This window comes from Lentzea sp. JNUCC 0626 (assembly GCF_043632865.1).
In the GTDB taxonomy this organism is placed as follows: Bacteria; Actinomycetota; Actinomycetes; order Mycobacteriales; family Pseudonocardiaceae; genus Lentzea.
Window position 1 is genome coordinate 1,259,026 of record NZ_CP171635.1, and the last position, 17,758, is coordinate 1,276,783.

The window sequence follows — 17,758 nt, forward strand, 5'->3', positions numbered from 1 at the left end:
GCCACCGCGTTTCACCACACTGAACCGCATGACACAGACCGGTCAGACCGACGAGTCCCGCGGCTTCGAAGATCCGGAGTACTGGAACTTCATGTACGACGAGGGCACCGCGCCGTGGCTCATCGGCGGGCCCCAGCCCGCGATCGTCGCACTGGAGGCCGCCGGCCTGATCCGCGGCCGGGTCCTCGAACCCGGCTGCGGCTCCGGTGAGCACACCATCCTCTTCACCAAGCTGGGCTACGAGTCGTTGGGCGTCGACCTCTCACCGAGCGCGATCGCCTACGCCCGCCGCACCGCCACCGAACGGGGCGTGCCCGCCGCCCGCTTCGAGGTGGCCAACATGCTGCACCCCGAGCGCCACCCGTTCCTGGCGGGAGGCTTCGACACCGTCGTCGACGTGGCGCTGTTCCACGGCTTCGGCGCGTACGGCGACTCCGACGCGGCCAAGGACTACGCCGCCGTCCTGCACTCGCTGACCAACCCCGGCGCCCTCGTGCACATCCTCGCCCACTCGGACTCGGCTCCGGGCCTGAGCTCCAGCATCGGCGCGGACGTGATCCCGAAGGCCTTCACCGACGGCTGGGTGGTCGAGAGCGTCGAACCCGCCCACTACCAGGGTTTCATCACCGAGCAGATCTCCGAGGTGGCCGTGCAACGAGGCCTGCCGGCCCACGGCGAGGTGCAACTCGCGGCGTGGCTCGGCCGGGTCCGCCGCCTCTGATCCCTTACCGTCGCAGCACGAAGTCCGCGCTGTGGTTGACGCACCGCTGTTGCGGCCGGGGCAACCCCCGGCCGCCCAGGGTCTCGTCGAGGTGCCGGTAGAGGGTCCCGAGGTCGACCGGCCCCGCTGTCTTCTCCAGGAACTCCAGCAGTTCTCCGGTGAACTCGGTGTTGCGCGCCTCCATCCGGTACTCGGCCAGTTCCGAGCGATGCGTGGCGGTCAGCAGGTGCAGGTCGGCGGCGGCGGGGGCGTCCATCGCCAGGCCGGAGTAGCAGCAGTCGAGGATCACCACCTTGGTCGTCGCCTTGGCCTGCTTGATGATCTCGAACACCGAGTCGGCCGGGAGCGACGTGCGCCTGACCTGCCCGTCGTCGTTCACCGAGCCGGGCAACGCCAGGCACAGGCGCTCGGCGTCGTCCCTCAGGCCGTGGCCCGTGTAGTAGAAGACCAGGACGTCCAGCGGGGGCGACGCGCACTCGGTGAGCAGGTCGAGCACGAGTTGCGCGGTGGGCGGGTCGACGAGCGTGTGCAGGTTCTCGGTGCCGAGGTCGTCGACGAGTGCGTCGTGCAGGTCGGTGATGTTGGCCGCGGCCCAGTCGAGCTGCGTCAGTTTCGCGTCCGTGTAAGTGCTGGTGCCGACCAGCAACGCGCGCACCTCGGGCATTCAGTCCTCGTCCAGCATTCGCATGATCCGGCTCCGCAACGCCTGCACTTCCTCCCGGCCCTGGACGTCGATGTCGAGCACCTCCTCCTTGTGCGTGGCGGAGATCCGCACGCTGATCCGTCTCGACCTGCTCCGCTCGCTCAGCCAGTTGCACAGCGCCCGGCTGAGCTTTCCGGTGCCGGCCAGCACGATCACCGCGTCCGCGGTGCCACCCAGTTCGCCGTCGCCGGGGCCGTTCATCCGGGTGGTGCGTTCGTTGGCCAGGTCCTCCTTCAGCCACTTGTCCAGGTGGCGGGTGTCGCGGTCGCGGTCGTCGGGCTCGCCCTGCGGCTCGATGACGAACTTGTCCCGCACGGGATCACCTTCCCCTCATGTCGAACAACGGCAGATGGCCGGCCACCACGTAAGGCAGGCGGAACGCGGTGGCGGCTTCGTCCACATCGGACAGATCGCAGAGGATGCGCTCGGAGTGGCGCATGGCCTGGACCGGTGCGCCCTGGCCGTACGTGAGCTCGAGCCAGTCGCGGTTCAGCGCGGCCAGGTTGCGCCAACCTGTGTCGAGGTCACCAGGAGCGAGCGGACAGGCGACCCCTCCGCCGGTGACGGCGGCCGCCAGTTCGGGGAGGTCGCTGAGCCCAGGGCCCTGGGACGCAACGGAAATCCGCGTCCGGAAGCACGGCCTGGAGGTGTACAGGTCGGCGGCTCGGGCGTACAGCGGGGCCGCGTGCTCCGCGAGGCCGACGCCTGGCCTGGTCACCGTCCAGGGAGTACTGGTGGTGCGGGCCTGTGCCAGGTACCGGTACTCGTCGGCCAGCAGGCGCAACTCGTTCGCCAGCGCGGGCGAAGGCCGGTACGGCTCCAGGTACACGCTGAGCACGGTCTGGTGGGGCGTCCGTGACAGCTTTCTCCACAGCGGTTCCCACGACCGGTCCTCGGGTGGCCGCAACGGATGCACGGCGAAGCAGTACGCGCGATTCGTCTCCGTCCGGGTGGAGTTCGTCCAGGACAGCCGCTTGCGCACCTCGAACGTGCTGTGGCCGTCGAGGGCGCCGGGCACGAGCCATCCTTTGACCTCCTCCGCGTCGAGCAACGGAACGGTCTGCACGTGCTCGGGGGCCTTGCCGAGCCGTTCTCGCAACCAGAGCGCGGCTTCCACGGCCCGGTGCGGATCACGGTCCTGCACCCGTCCGAGAAGGGTGCAGGACAGCAGATTCTTCGGCTCGCTGCGGAACCGGAGCTCCCAGCGCGCCTGGTGATCGGTCGTCCACAGGCTCGTCAGCCAGGCGTGCTCGTGCGTGACGGTCCGTGTGAGGTGCTGCGACTCGTCCACGTCGGGATACCTGCCGTGCCAGCCCATCCGCTGCTCGGGACGCACGCGCACGCCCACCCACGCCCAGCTCATCGCGGGCGTGGTCTCCAGCAGGACGCCGGGAGCGGTCATTGCGCGTCCGGTTCCGGCAGTCCGTGCCGCCCGGTGTCCGGCGGCTGTGGTGGTGGCGCGAACCCACCCGGCACCGGTCCGCTGGCGAATCCGGCGTCCTCGACGGGCGGCATGCCGTAGGGGAATCCGAACTGGTCAGGCACCTGAATTCCCTCCACCGCCACCGTGAGGCCCTCGCGGCACGCGGCGTGGACGGCCTCGCGCATGGCCCGCGCCTGGTCGGCGCGCATCATGGAGACCTCCGGATCGTTCTGCGAGACCATGCCGCGGAAGATGCCCGTGAGGAACTGCCAGATCAGCCTGCCGCCGCGGCGCGAACGCCACATCTGCCAGCCCAGGTAGAGGCCGGTGCCATAGCGGAACACCGAGACGTAGATCTGGAAGTCGCCTTCGGTGACGACCAGCCGGTGGTTGAGATCCGCGGGCGCGTTCCCGGTGCGAATGAGTCGCGGCACGCACCGGATCGGCAGCTGACGACGCTGGAACGTGCCGAAGATCTGGCTGTAGGCGGACCGCTCGAGTCCGGCTCGGTCGGCTAGCACGACCCGCCACTCACCGATCGCCTCGGGCAACCTGCTGAACAGCAGGACCACCCAGAAGACCACGAAGGACAGCACGCCGCCGATCAGGATGAAGATGAATGACCCGGCGAGAGCGCCGAGGCTGCTGCTGGCGCCGTCGTCGTATCTGCTGCTGCTACTACTGCTGGAGCTGGTCCCCATCAGGCCCAGCACGAGGAGGAACAGTCCGAAGAACAGGAACACCCCTCCGACGAACAGGGACGCGAAGACCGCGCGCACCCAGAGCTCGAAGATCACCCGCCAGCCGACCGCGTCGTCCAGATAGGTGTTCATGGGCTGATGACGCAGGTTCTTGTCGAGGTAGGCGGCATTGCCGTCGCCCCCTCGCCAGCCCGGCAAGGGCTGGACTTCGTTCTCCGACACGGGTGGAGTCCTTCCGGCAAGGGGCGTACAACCACCGGATTTGTAGCGATCACCCAGTGCGCCGTTATCAGAATTGCGCACGTTCACTCTGATGCTCTAATTCTGGACCCGTGAAATGGAATCGACAACGGCAGCGGCGTGCTGACAAGGACAAAAACAGGACACCGAATGGGCAGGCTTTGTCATTTCCGCGCGCGTTTTCGGGCGTGATTCAGCGATTCGGGAGAACGAGGCCGCAGTCGTAGGCGAACACGATGGCGGCGGCGCGGTCGCGGGCCCCGAGCTTCGCGAACAGGGAACCGACGTGGGTCTTGACCGTGGTCTCGGCGAGGCTGAGGTGCTCGGCGATCTCGCGGTTGGACAGGCCGCGGGCGATCAGGCGCAGCACGTCTCGTTCGCGTTCGGTGACGGTCGCCGGCAGGTCCGGGGTGCGGGGCACGGCACGGGCGAGTTTGCGGTAGGTGGTGAGGATCGGGCGCAGCAACCTGCCGTCGATCCACGCGCCACCGCCCGCCACCGTGCGGACGGCCTCGATGAGGTTCTCGGCCGTGGCGGACTTGAGTTCGAAGCCCGCCGCTCCGGCCTCGACGGCGGACCAGAGCACGTCCTCGTCGTCGAACGTGGTCAGCACGCACACCGGCGGGCCACCGGCCGCGCGCAGGTGCCGGGTCGCCTCGACGCCGTCGGTGCCGGGCATGCGGACGTCCATGCACACGACGTCCGGCGCGCACTCGGCGACGACGCGCACGATGTCGCTGCCGTCGTCGCGTTCGCCGACGACCTGGATGTCGGGCTGGCTGCGCAGCACCAGGGAGAGCCCGGCGCGGATCATGGGCTGGTCGTCGACCAGCAGCACCCTGATCACGACGCCCGCACGTCGACGAGCCGGCGCGGGAACGAGGCCTCGACGGTCCAGCTGCCGTGGTCGGGCCAGGCCCGGAACGTGCCGTCGATCGCGCTCACCCGGTGCTCCAGGCCGGTCAACCCCATTCCTGTCCGTCCACTTCGAACTCCCGGTGCGTGCGGGTTGGTGATCCTGACCGCGATGGCGTCGGCGTCGAGTCCGATGTGGACCGATGCCTCCGGGCGCGTCGCGTGCTTGGCCGCGTTGGTGAGCGCCTCGCGGACCACGTCGTGCAGGACGATGCGCGGGGCGGCCTCGATCTGGTCGACGCCGTCGGCGACGGTGAGGTCGATGTCGAGGCCCGCGTCGCGGTAGGTGGCGACGAGGTCCTCCAGGTCGCCGAACACCGTCGGCGCCGAGGTGCCGCGATGCATCAGCACCAAGGCTTGACGCAGTTCGTCCATGCCCTCGCGGCCGACGGTTTCGGCCTGCTGCAACGCCTTCACCGCCTCGTCCGGGTGCGCGGAGAGGTTCATCCGCGCACCCGCGAGGTGCAGCAGGACCACGCTGAAGCTGTGGCCGACCATGTCGTGCAGGTCGCGGGCGATCCGTTGCCGGTCGGCGATGACGGCGGCGTCGGCGAGTTCGCTCCTGGTGCGTTCGAGCTCCGCGATCAGGGTCTGCTGCTCACCGGCCAGCCGCCCGAGCACCCAGCCGAGCAGCAGGCCACCCGACCACAGCCAGGCGCCGATGCCGCGATGCCAGCTGTTGGTGTCGAGCGCCCACACCACGAACGGCGAGAACATGCACAACGTCAGCGCGATCGTGTCGGTGCGCCGGGTGCTGCTCGCCGCGACCACGACCATCCCGATGATCAGCACCATCGTCGAGGTGTGGGTGACGACCGCGATGTCGCCGATCAGCGTGGGGATCGCGAGCCACGCCAGCAGCAGCCAGCCCGGCATGTCGCGCCACGCGAGCCGCACCAGCAACGCGGGCAGCATCGACAGCGCGAGGATCCAGCCCCACGCGTCGGTGTAGAAGAGGTTGAGCAGGCCGAAAGCGCTGCCGAGAAGCGCGGTCCTCGTGATGAACGCGTCGTGGCCGCGCGGCAGAAAGCGCATGACACCGGATAGTAGGGCGGTTCGGTGCCTGCGGCGTCCGGCATGCGGCGACGAGGTACTAAAGCATGACCCGCGCCTCCTCCCGTGGTAGGAGGCGAACCCCGGCTCCTCCCCGGAACGGACCAGGAAACGGCACCGTCGTCCGAAGACGCGGCACGTCCGGGTGAATAGCTTTCGTGGTGATCGAGATCGGCCGTGCAACTCCGGCCGACCACACCCTCGGTATTCACGGAGTTTCTTGTGCAGCCCGGAAAGAGCGCGGCCCCGGCGTGGCGTACACCCGGTGTCCTGAGCCGCGGCACGGTTCTCGCCGCCGCCACGCTGACCATCATGGCGCCCGCGATCATCGCGCCGAGCCTGCCGATGATGGAGCAGGTCTTCGCCGACCAGCGCGGAGCCTCGTTGCTCGTCCGGCTCGCACTGACGATCACCTCGCTGACGGTCGCGCTCACCGCCCCGTTCGCGGGCCTGGCGGCGGACCGCTTCGGCCGGCGTTCGCTGCTGCTGACGAGCCTCGTGCTCTACGCGGTCAGCGGCACCGCCGGGTACTTCCTCGGTGACCTGGTCCTGCTGCTGGTGAGCAGGGCGGTGCTCGGCGTCGCCGTGGCGGGGGTGATGACCGCGGTCAACGCGATCATCGCCGACTGGTTCGACGGACCCGCCCGCACGTCGTTCCTCGGGCTGCAACAGGTGTTCGCGAGCCTCAGCGGGGTCGTCCTGCTGCCGCTCGCGGGCCTGCTGGCCACTGTCGGCTGGCGGGTACCGTTCTGGCTCTACACCACGGCGGCGCTCGTCGCGGTGGCCGCGCTGGTGGCCGTTCGGGACCGGCCGACGACCGCCGCACCGCCGTCCGAACGACACGGGAGGGCGTTCACCGGGGGAGTGCTCGGCCTCTACGTGCTGGCCCTGGTCGCCACGATGGCGTTCTACATGGCGCCGACGCAGATCCCGTTCCTGCTCGCCGCGCAGGGCAACGGGCCGGTGCTGGTCGGCGTCGTGGTCGCGTGCAGCACCCTGGCGAGCACCATCGGCGGCTTCGCCTTCCCGTCCGTGCGCGACAAGCTCTCGTCCGGCGCCGTCACGGTGTTGTGCGTCGCGCTGCTCGGTTCCGGCTGGCTGCTGATCGGCCTGACGGGCTCGGTCGCGGGCACCTCCGCCGGGCTCTTCGCCGGAGGACTCGGGGTCGGCCTCGCCATCCCGAACCTCACGCTGCGGCTGTCCGACGTCGCACCGCCCGCCTGGCGCGGCCGTGTCCTCAGTGGACTCGTCTCGGGGATCTTCCTGGGCCAGTTCCTCTCCCCGCTGCTCGTGCAGCCCCTGATCGCGTCCACCGGTGTCGGCGCCGCCTTCACCTGGTCGGGCGTGGCCATGATCGCAGGCGCGGTCGTGGCCGGTTTCTCCCTTCGCAGCACCACCTTCGAAAGGACCACTCGGTGATCTACCACGGCATTCGCTTCTCCCTCAAGCCCGGCGTGACGGACGAGGAGGTGGCGGCGGGCCTCGCGGCGATGCGGGCCGCGTCCGCGCAGATGAGCACGGTCCGGTCGTACGTGATCGGCCGCGACTTCGGCGGTGAGTACGACTTCGGCGCGGTGTCGGTCCTCGACACCCTCGACGACTACGAGCAGATGATGAACCACCCGGCGCACCTGGAGGTCGACCGCCTCGGGCTGCCGCTGATCGACAAGTTCGTCTCGTTCGACATCACCGACGACGCGGATCCCGACCTGGGCGCCAAGATCGCCGAGATCCACCACCGCCGTTACGCGGCCAACACGGACGTCGCCGACCTCGTGGCAGGCCTCGGGGAGTACAGCGGCAGCGGCGCCCCCGGCACGCAGGCCTGACCCCACCCCGACACCCTGAAAGGCTTGTGATGACCGGCGTTGCCGCCACCACCCGTGCGACCGAGATCGTCCTGCCCGGCGCGGTCGCACCCGACGGACTGCGGGTGCGGGTCCGCGACCTCCCCGCCCCGGCACGCGGCCAGGTCGTGCTGCGGATGGAAGCGAGCGGGGTGTCGTTCGCGGAGCAGCAGATGCGGCTCGGCAAGTACTACGACCAGCCGCCGTTCCCGTTCGTCCCCGGCTACGACGTGGTGGGCACGGTGGTCGCCACGGGTCCTGGTGTGGACCGGGCGCTGCAGGGTGGCCGGTACGCGGCGGTGACCAAGGTCGGCGACTGGGCGAGCCACCTGGTGCTCGACGCCGCCGACCTGGTGGCGGTCCCGGCGGGCGTCGACCCGGCGGCCGCCGAGACCGTGCTCGTCAACGGCGTCACGGCGTGGCAGATGCTGCACCGCAGCGCGCGAGTGCCCAAGGGCGGGACCGTCGTCGTGCTGGGCGCCAACGGTGGCGTCGGCTCGACGCTCGTCCAACTCGCCCGGCACGCGGGCATCGACGTCATCGGCACCGCCTCACCGCGACACCACGACGCGGTGCAGCAGTTGGGCGCGCGTCCCGTCGACTACCGCGATCCCGCGCTGTACGAACGCATCCGCGCGTTGGCACCAGACGGCGTCGACGCGGTGTTCGACCACGTCGGCGGTCCTGGGCTCAAGCAGTCCTGGGCGTTGCTGCGGCGCGGCGGCACGCTGGTCAACTACGGCTCGGCGTCCACGAAAGGCGAGGACGGCGGCGCCATCGGCCCGATGCTCGCGCTCTTCGGGCGCCTGTACGCGTGGAACTACCTGCCCAACGGCCGCAGCGCCACGTTCTACAACCTCTGGGCGGGCAAGCGGAACATCACGGCGTTCCGGGCACGCATGAACGATGACCTGACCCGCCTGCTGCGCCTGGTCGCCGACGGCGTGCTCACACCGCAGATCGCCGCCCGCTTCCCCCTCGACCGAGCCGGTGAGGCACTGGCGCTGGCCGAGTCGCGCACGGTCCTCGGCAAGGTCGTCATCGTCGCGCAGGAGGACCAGCCGTGACGCTCCCGCCCGGCGAGGTCGACAGCCGCGCCGCCTACCTCGTCTTCAGCGTCGCCTACCTGGTCGGCCACGGCACCGCCGCGCTCTCCAAAGGCCTCGACCCCGTGCTCGCACTACCCGCCTGGGTCCCGCTCACGTTGCTGGCCGCCGGTCTGATCCCGGCGCTGACACTGGCCGTACGAGCCGGAATGCGGTCACAACAGGGCGCGAGCGAGGCCCGCCGCCACGCCGAGAAGCTGCTGGGCATCGCCTGGTGCACCGGCTTTACCGCGCTGGCGATCGCGATCACCGGCGTGGCCACCGCGTCCGACAGGCCCGAGTTGCAGGACGTGCTCTGGCCCGCCGGGTCCGTGATCCTCGTCGGCCTGATCACCATCGCCGAGGGCACGGCCCGCCACAACACCCTGCACTACACGCTGGGCTCGTGCCTTGCGCTGATCGGTGCGGTGGCGTTGTTCTTCGACGTGGCAGGCGTCTACGCGACGATCGCCGTGGCGGGGTGCCTCGGCTACCTCACCGCGTTCGTCCTGGAACGCCGCCGCCTCGGCACCCGCCTCGCCCTGGCGGTCGCGCCGTGAAGAAGCTGCGCTGGACCGCACTGACCGTCGTGGCGCTGCTGCTGGTGAGCGGTGCCGCGTTCGGGGTCTTCTACCTCCAGGCCGAGCTCGACACGGCCGGAAAGGTGAACTTCGACCGGCAACTCGCGATCCCACCGCTCGCTCCGTCCACACTGGACTCGTCGGGCGTGCGGACGTTCGACCTCGACATCCACTCCGGCGAGACCCCGTTGCTGGACGGTCCCGTCACGAAGACCTGGGGCGTCAACGGCACCTTCCTGGGCCCGACGCTCCGCGCGAAGCGAGGTGAGAAGGTCGCCTTCGCCGTCCGCAACGGCCTGGCCGAGGCGACGTCCCTGCACTGGCACGGCATGCACCTGCCCGCCGACATGGACGGCGGCCCGCACCAACTGGTCGAGCCCGGCGCCACCTGGCGTCCGCAGTGGACGATCAGCCAGCAGGCCGCGACCCTCTGGTACCACCCGCACCTGCACGGCCGCACCGCCGACCACCTCTACCGCGGCATCGCCGGCATGTTCCTGCTCGACGACGACCACGCCGCGAGCCTCGGCCTGCCCGGCGACTACGGCGTGGACGACCTGCCGTTGATCGTGCAGGACAGGGCGTTCGACGGCGACAACCAGTTCGACCACTCGGCCCCGTTCATGAGCACGGGTGGTGTCTTCGGCGACGAGATCCTCGTCAACGGCACCCGCGGCCCGTTCACCGAGGTCAGCACCCGGCTGGTCCGCCTGCGCCTGCTGAACGCCTCGAACTCCCGGCTGTACAACTTCGGCTTCGCCGACGACCGGCCGTTCCAGCTGATCGGCACCGACGGAGGCCTGCTGCCCGAACCGTGGCAGACCTCGCGGCTGCAACTCTCACCCGGCGAACGAGCCGAGGTCGTCGTCGAGTTCAAGCCGGGGGAGACCACCGAACTGCGCTCGTACCCGACGACCTTCGGCTACGACCCGCTCGGCGCCCGCCTCAACGGCGCCGACGACCGGCTGGACCTGGTCCAGTTCCGTGCCGCCGGCACCCTTGCGGAGAGCGGTCGGGTTCCCGGGAAGCTCGGCACCGCACCGGATCTGGCGTCCCAGCCGGTCGCCGCGACCAGGTCGTTCGAACTGGCCGGACGCACCATCAACGGCGCCAAGATGGACATGTCCCGCATCGACTTCGCCGTCCGGCTCGGCACCACCGAGGTGTGGGAAGTCCGCAACACCAACGGCTACATGCACAACCTGCACGTGCACGACGTCCAGTTCCAGGTGCTCGACATCGACGGCCAACGGCCACCGCCGCACCTCGCGGGCTGGAAGGACACCATCCAGCTCGGCACCGACCGCCGCTACCGGCTGGCGATGAGGTTCAGCGACTTCGCCGACCCGGACACGCCTTACATGCTGCACTGCCACCTCACCCTGCACGAGGACGAAGGCATGATGAGCCAGTTCGTCGTACTGGGCGAGGGACAGTCACCGGGCCGCATCGCCGCAACGGGACACGACCATCCCTAGGGCATCGGTCAGACGCGCTGGACCGCGGGCGGGTGCCAGTTCCCGTCGAGCACCTGCTGACCGGGCCAGTACAGCCGCAGCACGAGGCTGAACTCGCCGCTCTCGGGCGTGGGCAACCAGTTCGGGCCGGTCCCGGCCGGCTGGAGGTGTATGTCCACCGAGCCGTCGGCGTTGGGGACGAGCTGTTCACCGCGCACCGCGTACCGGTCGGCGGGGTTGTCGATCAGGTAGCCCTCGGCGTTGTAGGCCGTCAGGGACCAGAAGGCGTGGGCGGGCGGCAGCCGGTCGGCCGGGAAGCGCAGGACGTAGGAGTTCCCGCCGGTGAGTTGCCGTTCGTCGGAGTCCACGCTCGTGCCGGGGTAGACCGCGTCCTGCGGCAGGTTCGCGGCCAGCAGGTGGCGGGCGACGATCGCCCGGCGCGGGTAGTCGGTGCCGTACTCGCCGATGCCGTCGAGCAGGGTGGTCCAGCCGTTCACCGGGGTGCCGCCGAGTTCGTCGCCCAGGCTCGCCAACGCCTTGGGCCACGCCGACGACCACGCGTCCGGCATCTTCGTGAGGTCGACGGGATCGCCAGGGCTCCAGCCGTGGCGTTTCATCTCGCGCAGGAACTTCTTGTCCTGCGGCCGCGGCTGGTCGTGCGAGGCGCTGGCGTAGTAGAGGTCCCAGTACTGCTGCGCGGTCAGGCTTTCGATGACCTCGGGCACCGTGGGCTTCGCCTGGGCGGCGGCGGGCGCCTCGACGGTGATCTGCTGCTGCAACGACCGCACGGCCGCGAGGTCGTCGGGACCGTCGAGCTGGATCCGGCCGAGCATCCAGCCGGTGTCGGTGGGCAACCGGTAGAGGTGCACGCCGGACGGGACGGTGCCGCGCCAGCTCGGCCCGGCGATCGCGAACCGGTAGCCGTCGGCGTCGATCGTGCGGGTGCCGGGCGAACCCCCGACGTTCGTCCAGGCGTCCATGAGCTGGAAGAGGTGGTAGCGCTCGCTCATGTCCGGCACGGTGACGATCACCGGTCCGGCCGAGGCGTCGAAGAACATCGACGTGTAGAGCGTGTCGACGTTGGGGCGCACGACGTCGGTGAACGACGCGTCGGGCACCACGGGCATGTGCGCGAGCTGGTTGGCGGGCAGGCCGGAGCCGCGTCGGGTGACCTCCACGGACACCAACGGGTAGGTGTAGAGGTAGGCGTTCAGCGCGGCCTGCTCGGCGGAGACCGCCGTGGACGGGGTGAGCAGGCTCGCGACGGTGGTCAGGGCGAGAGCGATGATCATCGGGTGCCTTCCGGGTAGGGGAGCAGGCCCGCGTCGACGGCCTCCCAGGCGGTGCGGAGCGCGGCGGCCAGTGCCGGTTCGTGCAAGGCGCGGTTGGCCTGTTCGCGCGGGTCGGCCTCCAGGTCGAAGAGCAGGTCTCTGCCCCGGTAGAACGGCAGGTCGGCGTCTTCAGCGCGGTAGTACTTCCACTTGCCCCGGCGCAGCGCGCGCTGGGTTTCGGTGCGCCAGAACAGGTCCCTGGCCGGTGCCGCCTCGCCGTGCAGCAGGTGTCCGGCGAGGCTCACGCCGTCGAGCGGCAGCATCGGTTGTGCGCCGGCGAGTTCGAGCACCGTCGCGGTCCAGTCCGGGGTGAAGACGGGGGTGCTGCTGACCTGACCGCCGCGGAGGCGCTCGGGCCAGTGCACGATCGTCGGAACGCGGATACCGCCTTCCTGCAACACGCCTTTGATGCCGGCGAACGGCCAGGTGTAGGAGAAGCGTTCGCCGCCGTTGTCGCTGGAGAAGATCACCAGCGTGTCGGGGCCGACGGCGTCGAGGACCTCGCCGACCGAACGGTCGAGGTCCTCGACCATCTGCGTGTACTTCGCCACGGATCCGCCGTCGAGGTGGGCCATGGCCAGGGTTTTCTGTTCTGGCGGCACAGTGCGGAGCAGACCCTCGATCCGCCGGGCCTCCTGCACATCGCCCTCGGCGATCCACGGCCAGTGCGGGGTCGTGAAGTTGAGGTTGAGCAGCCAAGGCTTCTGGTGCTCGCGCTGGACGAACTCGACCGCCCGTTCGGTGAGGATCCGCGTGTAGTAGCGCAGGTCCTCGTAAGGGGTTTCGCCCTCGTACAGGTCGTGGCGGCCCTCCGTGTCGAGCTTCGAGTAGTACTCCAGCGAGCCGCCGAAGTTGCCGAAGAACTCGTCCCAACCGGACCGCGTCGGGCTGTGCGAGGGCAGCGAACCGCAGTGCCACTTGCCGATCATCGCGGTCGTGTAGCCCGTCGAACGGAGCATCGACGCGAGCGTCGGGTGGGCCGGGTCGAGCCCGGCGCCGGGGCCTTCGATCGGTTCTTCGAGGCCCGCCGGGATGCGGCCCGGGTAGCGGCCGGTGTAGAGGCTCAGCCTGGTGGGGGAGCAGGTGGACGACCCCGAGTAGCCGTCGGTGAAGCGGATTCCCCGTGCTGCCATGCGGTCCAGGTGCGGGGTCTTGATGTGCGGCGATCCGTAACAGGACAGGTCGGCCCAGCCGAGGTCGTCGGCGAGGACGATCAGCACGTTCGGCCGGCGGGCGGGTGCGGCCTGCGCCGCCGGGACGGACAGGCCCGCGGCGACGGTGCCCAGCAGGCCACCGAAGGCGCGTCGGGTCAGGGACATGGTTTCCTCTCAGGCGAAACGCGGGAACAGGGCGGCGGCGTGATCGAGCGGAACGCCGGTCTCGGCGAGTGCGGCGGCCAGGCCGCGCACCGCGAACTCCGGCGTGAACGGGAAGTCGCTGCCGTAGAGCAGGTGTTCGGGTTCGGTGAGCGTCCGCAACGCGGGCAGCAGGCGCGGCAACGCGAACCCCGCCAGGTCGTAGTGCAGGGAACGGAGGTGCCGCAGCACGTCCGGGCCGCCGAACGCCGCGACCCGGTCGGCCAGCGCGGGCAGGGCGGCGCCCGCGTGCGGCACCACGAACCGGATCGCCGGGTAGCGGTCCAGCACACCGTTGAGCAGCAACGACGTCACCGCGCGGGTGGTCTCGAAGGGGAACTCCAGCATCGGGCGCGGAAACCCGGTGCCGGTGTCGCACCAGGGCGAGGTCGGGTGCAGCAGCACGACGGCCCGCCGCCGGTCGAGTTCGGCCATCAGCGGCTCGTGGCACTCGTGCCCGAGGTGCCGGCCTTCATAGTGGGTCAGCAGCACGAGCCCGTCGGCGCCGAGTTCGTCGAACGCGTGCGCTACCTCGGCCAGCGCCGCGTCCGGATCGGGCAGCGGCAACGAGGCCAGCAGCCCGAACCGGTCCGGGTGCGCGGCCACGATCGCCGCGCCCTCCTCGTTGACCGCACGCGCGAGAGTGGGATCGCCGAAGTTGACGCCCGGCGACGACACCGACAGCAGTTGTGCCCTGATGCCAACGGAATCCATCAGCCGCAACGCGGACTCGGCGCTCCACTCCGGGATCGACGGCATGCCGTCGGGCTGAGCGTGCCCGGCCGCCTCCATGGCCGCGCGCAGCCTCGGCGTGACGTAGTGCGCGTGCACGTCGATCGCCCCGGTCACGCGCTCACCAGCCGGGCCCAGCCGGCCACCCCGGCGAACTCGCTCGCACCGGCCGGAACCACGTCCATGACCGTCCTGTCCGGACGGATCAGCACCGCGTCCACGCGCTCTCTCCTCAGCCAGTCGTCGAGTTCGGCGGCCTGCACGACGGGTGCGTTGAGCGCCGACGCGATCGCGCGCACCCCAGGCGTCAGTTCTCTGGCCACCACGGCGAAGTTGGTGCCGAGCAGGTCGTCCAGCGGTCTGCCGCCGACCTGGGGTTGCGGGCAGGTCGTGCCACGGCTCAACGGGCCGCGCGGCACCCCTCGTTCGCGGTTCACCAGGCCTGGGACACCGGGCATCCGGCACACGGCGGCGGTGGCCAGGTGCCGCACCGCCGCCGCGCGGTCCTGGCCGCCGGTCATCGCCCAGCCCGCCGCCACCGCGATCCGGATGACGCGCCGCACGTGCGGTGAGCGTTCGGCCTCGTAGGTGTCGAGCAGGCGTTCGTCGGCGCCGCGCAGCACCAGCGCGAGCTTCCAGGTGAGGTTCGCCGCGTCCCGCAGGCCCGCGCACAGGCCCTGCCCGACGAACGGCGGCGTCTGGTGCGCCGCGTCGCCGAGCAGGAAGATCCGTCCTCGGCGCCATCGGTTCGCGACGCGGGCGCGGAACGTGTAGCGCGCCTTCCTGACCACCTCGAACTTCTCGTCCGGCGCTGGCCGCACCCACGGCGCCACGAGCGTGCGGAGCGTCGCGTCGTCGATGTCGGCCGAGCGCCGGAACTCCCAGCGGTAGCGGTCCTCGCCGATCCGCATGAACGTCGCGGGACGGCGTGGATCGCAGACCTGGTCGACCCCTTCCCAGCAGCGCACGGCCGCGTCGGTGCGCACGTCGGCGACCGTCCACTCCTCCGCGAAGCCGAAGTCGTGCCAGGACGCGCCGATCGCGTGCCGGGTCAGGCTGTTCGCCCCGTCGCAGCCCAGCACCGCACTCGCCGGGATCGTCTGCGCAACGCCGTCCCGCAGGTACGTGACCGAATCCTCCTGCACGGCAACGACTTCCACGCCGGACCGCAGCTCGCACAACGGCTGGCGCGCGAGTTCGTCGCGCAGCACGCGTTCCAGCTCCGGCTGGTCGAACATGCTGGTCTGGGGAAACCCGTGTGCGCCTTGGGGAGAACGGGCGAACTCGGCGATCACGCGGTGGCGTGCGTCGAGGAGCCGCAACCCGCGTGACGGCCGGGAGATCGCCGCGAACGCCTCCGCGACCCCGGCGGCCTGCAGCACGCGCCGCACCTCGTCGTCGATCGCCACCGCGCGCGGCAGCGGATAGACGTCCTCGTGCCGTTCCAGCAAAACCGACGGCACACCCTGACGTGCCAGCAGCAACGCGGCGGTGACCCCGACCGGGCCCGCGCCGACGATCACGACGGTCACGTCCCCACCACGGGCGTGTGCTGGCGGCCGAGCTCGATCCGGCCGTCCGGGGTGGCGATGGTGGCCGTCACGACGTCGCCGTCGGCGAGGTAGCGCGGGTTGCGGGATTGGCTGCGGAAGAACATCTTCCACTTCACGTCGGCGGGCAGCAGCGCGCCGATCTTCTCCGCGATCTTCGGCGGTGCCTTCAGCGCCGTGCCGCCGGGCGTGCCGGTGAGCAGCAGGTCGCCGGGGTCGAGCGACTGGAACCGGGCGAGCAGCGTCAACGCCTGCGCGGGCCGGACGATCATGTCGGTCAGCGTGCGGTCCTGCCGCAGTTCCCCGTTGACGGACAACGACAACCGCAGGCTGGTGAGGTGCGGGAAGTCGTCCGGTTCGAGCAACGCGAGGAACGGCCCGGTCGGCGTGAACGTCGGGTAGGACTTGCTCTCGTAGAACTGCGTCTTGGTCAGCTGGACGTCCCGCGCGCTGACGTCGTTGGTGATCACCAGGCCCGCCACGTACTTCGGCAGGTCGTCCTCGGTGACGGTGGCGCCGATCGGCAGTGCCGCGCCGAGCACCAGCCCCAGTTCGACCTCGTAGTCGAGGAACCGCACGTGCGCCGGCCGGACGATCTGACCGCCGGGCGCGCTGACCGAGCCGGAGGCCTTGCGGAAGAACGCGGGCGGGATGTCGCCGGTGAACCCGGAGTCCTTGGCGTGACTGCGGTAGTTCACCATCTGCGCCACGACCCGGCACGGCGTGGTCACCGGCGACAGCGGGTCCAGGCCCGCGATCGGCACACCGTCCTCAGTGGACTCGCGCGCCGCTCGCACGGCCGCGGTGTCGGCGATCAGCTCGGCGGTGGTTTCCGCGGTGGTGTCCACGGGGACGGCGAGGTCACCGCGGGCGACCCACCAGCCGTCACGGGTGCGCAGGACGTTGGTGCTCATGAGGACATCGCTTTCTTCAGGGCCACCAGGCGGGTGAGGTCGATCTCGTTGTCCTCGTCGCGCAACGCGGCCACGAGCCGGCCGACGAGCGCGGGGGAGGGGTTCGTGCCGAGGAAGTCGCGGGTGACCGGCGGCCCCCACTGGGCGAGGCCGCTCGCGGACATCGGCGCCCAGCCGGGTTCGACGTCGCACGAGAACAGGTCGCCGTCGGCGAAGTGCTCCAGCATGAACCGGTCGGGGTCGCGCCAGTAGTCGAAGAGTTGGCTGCCCTGCACGTGCCGGCCGATGCCCCAGCTGCGCCGGTAGCCGCGTTCGGCCAGGTACTCGCCGCCCGCCGCGATCGAGTCGAGGTCGGTGACCTGGTAGGCGGAGTGCACGTACCCGGTGCCGGGTCCCAGGTGCATCGCGAGGGTGTGGTGGTCGGCGGCCTCACCACCGCGATCGCAGCGGATGAACGCCATCGTCGGTCCGCGCTCGCGTTGCCCGTCGAGGAACAGGAAGTCGCTGACGATCATGCCCAGCGTCTCCAGGTACCAGTCGAGCGCGCGGCCGAACACCGGCGTCTCCAGCACGACGTGCCCGAGCCGCTGGATCCGCGACGGTTCCCGAGGCGGCCGCTGCGTGGCGTTCGTGCGCGGCTTCCCGGTGCCGAAGTTGAACGTCAGCGGCACCTGCTCGGGCAACGCGGGCAACGCCAGCGCGCAGTGCACCACCCGCACCGGAAACCCGGACGGATCCAGGAGATCCACCACCTCGCCACCGCCGGGAACGTCGGCCGCCCGCACGTCCCGCCCAGTAGCCTGGGCGAGCCGGTGCAGGTCCGCGCTCTCGGCTGCCCGGAACGCGGGCCCGATGAACCGCGACGACCGCCCCCTGCGGATCACCATGCACGGCGGCCCCTCGAACGTGCCGCGCAACCACAGCGCGTCCGGCTCCCGCGCCGCGACCTCGAACCCGAAGTCCCGCGCGAACACCGCCGCCCGCTCCAGATCGGGCTTCTCGAACTCGAGCCACGCGAGATCCGCGACCTTGATCACCGGGTTCCGCGCCCGCCCCGCGTGTTCGTGCCGCAGTCCGCCGAACTCGCTGTGCAGGTCCTGGTGCGCTGTCCGCATCCGCCCTCCTCCTGATGACTTCATCAGTTATGACC

General features: G+C 70.4%; 18 protein-coding genes. 6 read left to right on the forward strand and 12 right to left on the reverse strand.

All coding sequences use genetic code 11. From position 1 onward, the window contains the following. Window positions 1–28 precede the first annotated feature (28 nt). Window positions 29–721 (forward strand): SAM-dependent methyltransferase, encoded by a 693-nt coding sequence (locus tag JNUCC0626_RS05725; protein WP_394618599.1) that lies wholly within the window; start codon window positions 29–31, stop codon window positions 719–721. A gap of 4 nt (window positions 722–725) precedes the next feature. Here JNUCC0626_RS05725 and JNUCC0626_RS05730 read toward each other — a convergent pair whose 3' ends face one another. The 6 genes from JNUCC0626_RS05730 to JNUCC0626_RS05755 form a co-directional block, all read right to left on the reverse strand. Then, on the reverse strand, window positions 726–1,385 hold the full coding sequence (locus JNUCC0626_RS05730; protein WP_394618600.1) for a caspase family protein: 660 nt from the start codon (window positions 1,383–1,385) through the stop codon (window positions 726–728). Beyond that, window positions 1,386–1,739 carry an effector-associated constant component EACC1 gene (locus tag JNUCC0626_RS05735; protein WP_394618601.1) on the reverse strand — a complete coding sequence of 118 codons (354 nt, stop codon included), beginning with the start codon at window positions 1,737–1,739 and terminating at the stop codon, window positions 1,386–1,388. Window positions 1,740–1,743: 4 nt separating this feature from the next. Beyond that, a complete protein-coding gene (locus JNUCC0626_RS05740) occupies window positions 1,744–2,826 on the reverse strand; it encodes a hypothetical protein (protein ID WP_394618602.1) in 1,083 nt (360 codons plus the stop codon). Further along, entirely contained in the window at window positions 2,823–3,770 is a 948-nt protein-coding gene (locus tag JNUCC0626_RS05745; RefSeq protein ID WP_394618603.1) for a hypothetical protein, read from the reverse strand. The genes JNUCC0626_RS05740 and JNUCC0626_RS05745 overlap by 4 nt, the downstream gene beginning before the upstream one ends. A 211-nt stretch (window positions 3,771–3,981) precedes the next feature. Then, window positions 3,982–4,635, reverse strand: coding sequence for a response regulator (locus JNUCC0626_RS05750; protein ID WP_394618604.1), 654 nt, complete (start codon window positions 4,633–4,635; stop codon window positions 3,982–3,984). Next, window positions 4,632–5,738, reverse strand: coding sequence for a sensor histidine kinase (locus JNUCC0626_RS05755; protein WP_394618605.1), 1,107 nt, complete (start codon window positions 5,736–5,738; stop codon window positions 4,632–4,634). The genes JNUCC0626_RS05750 and JNUCC0626_RS05755 overlap by 4 nt, the downstream gene beginning before the upstream one ends. 240 nt (window positions 5,739–5,978) lie before the next feature. On the opposite strand from JNUCC0626_RS05755, the gene JNUCC0626_RS05760 reads away from it, so the two are divergent. The 5 genes from JNUCC0626_RS05760 to JNUCC0626_RS05780 are packed head-to-tail and all read left to right on the forward strand — an operon-like array spanning window position 5,979 to window position 10,747. Next, on the forward strand, window positions 5,979–7,175 hold the full coding sequence (locus JNUCC0626_RS05760; RefSeq protein WP_394618606.1) for an MFS transporter: 1,197 nt from the start codon (window positions 5,979–5,981) through the stop codon (window positions 7,173–7,175). Continuing rightward, on the forward strand, window positions 7,172–7,585 hold the full coding sequence (locus tag JNUCC0626_RS05765) for a Dabb family protein (RefSeq protein WP_394618607.1): 414 nt from the start codon (window positions 7,172–7,174) through the stop codon (window positions 7,583–7,585). The genes JNUCC0626_RS05760 and JNUCC0626_RS05765 overlap by 4 nt, the downstream gene beginning before the upstream one ends. 29 nt (window positions 7,586–7,614) lie before the next feature. Continuing rightward, complete coding sequence (locus JNUCC0626_RS05770) at window positions 7,615–8,670, forward strand: medium chain dehydrogenase/reductase family protein (RefSeq protein ID WP_394618608.1); 1,056 nt, start codon at window positions 7,615–7,617, stop codon at window positions 8,668–8,670. Next, a complete protein-coding gene (locus tag JNUCC0626_RS05775; RefSeq protein WP_394618609.1) occupies window positions 8,667–9,248 on the forward strand; it encodes an ABC transporter permease in 582 nt (193 codons plus the stop codon). The genes JNUCC0626_RS05770 and JNUCC0626_RS05775 overlap by 4 nt, the downstream gene beginning before the upstream one ends. Beyond that, complete coding sequence (locus tag JNUCC0626_RS05780) at window positions 9,245–10,747, forward strand: multicopper oxidase family protein (RefSeq protein ID WP_394618610.1); 1,503 nt, start codon at window positions 9,245–9,247, stop codon at window positions 10,745–10,747. The genes JNUCC0626_RS05775 and JNUCC0626_RS05780 overlap by 4 nt, the downstream gene beginning before the upstream one ends. Window positions 10,748–10,755: 8 nt before the next feature. On the opposite strand, the gene JNUCC0626_RS05785 is transcribed toward JNUCC0626_RS05780, so the two are convergent. Genes JNUCC0626_RS05785 through JNUCC0626_RS05810 form a run of 6 tightly spaced genes read right to left on the reverse strand, consistent with a single transcriptional unit; the run spans window position 10,756 to window position 17,723 of the window. Further along, window positions 10,756–12,018 (reverse strand): DUF1254 domain-containing protein, encoded by a 1,263-nt coding sequence (locus tag JNUCC0626_RS05785; RefSeq protein ID WP_394618611.1) that lies wholly within the window; start codon window positions 12,016–12,018, stop codon window positions 10,756–10,758. Continuing rightward, window positions 12,015–13,376 (reverse strand): sulfatase family protein, encoded by a 1,362-nt coding sequence (locus JNUCC0626_RS05790; protein ID WP_394618612.1) that lies wholly within the window; start codon window positions 13,374–13,376, stop codon window positions 12,015–12,017. Before JNUCC0626_RS05790 ends, JNUCC0626_RS05785 begins: the two co-directional genes overlap by 4 nt. A 9-nt stretch (window positions 13,377–13,385) precedes the next feature. After that, window positions 13,386–14,261 carry an amidohydrolase family protein gene (locus JNUCC0626_RS05795; RefSeq protein ID WP_394618613.1) on the reverse strand — a complete coding sequence of 292 codons (876 nt, stop codon included), beginning with the start codon at window positions 14,259–14,261 and terminating at the stop codon, window positions 13,386–13,388. Further along, entirely contained in the window at window positions 14,258–15,676 is a 1,419-nt protein-coding gene (locus tag JNUCC0626_RS05800) for a bifunctional 3-(3-hydroxy-phenyl)propionate/3-hydroxycinnamic acid hydroxylase (RefSeq protein WP_394618614.1), read from the reverse strand. The genes JNUCC0626_RS05795 and JNUCC0626_RS05800 overlap by 4 nt, the downstream gene beginning before the upstream one ends. Beyond that, window positions 15,673–16,608: a fumarylacetoacetate hydrolase family protein gene (locus JNUCC0626_RS05805; protein ID WP_394618615.1), complete on the reverse strand. Its 936-nt coding sequence runs from the start codon at window positions 16,606–16,608 to the stop codon at window positions 15,673–15,675. The genes JNUCC0626_RS05800 and JNUCC0626_RS05805 overlap by 4 nt, the downstream gene beginning before the upstream one ends. Continuing rightward, the gene (locus tag JNUCC0626_RS05810; RefSeq protein ID WP_394618616.1) at window positions 16,605–17,723 is read right to left on the reverse strand and encodes a VOC family protein; all 1,119 of its coding nucleotides are present in this window, start codon (window positions 17,721–17,723) and stop codon (window positions 16,605–16,607) included. Before JNUCC0626_RS05810 ends, JNUCC0626_RS05805 begins: the two co-directional genes overlap by 4 nt. Window positions 17,724–17,758 lie beyond the last annotated feature (35 nt).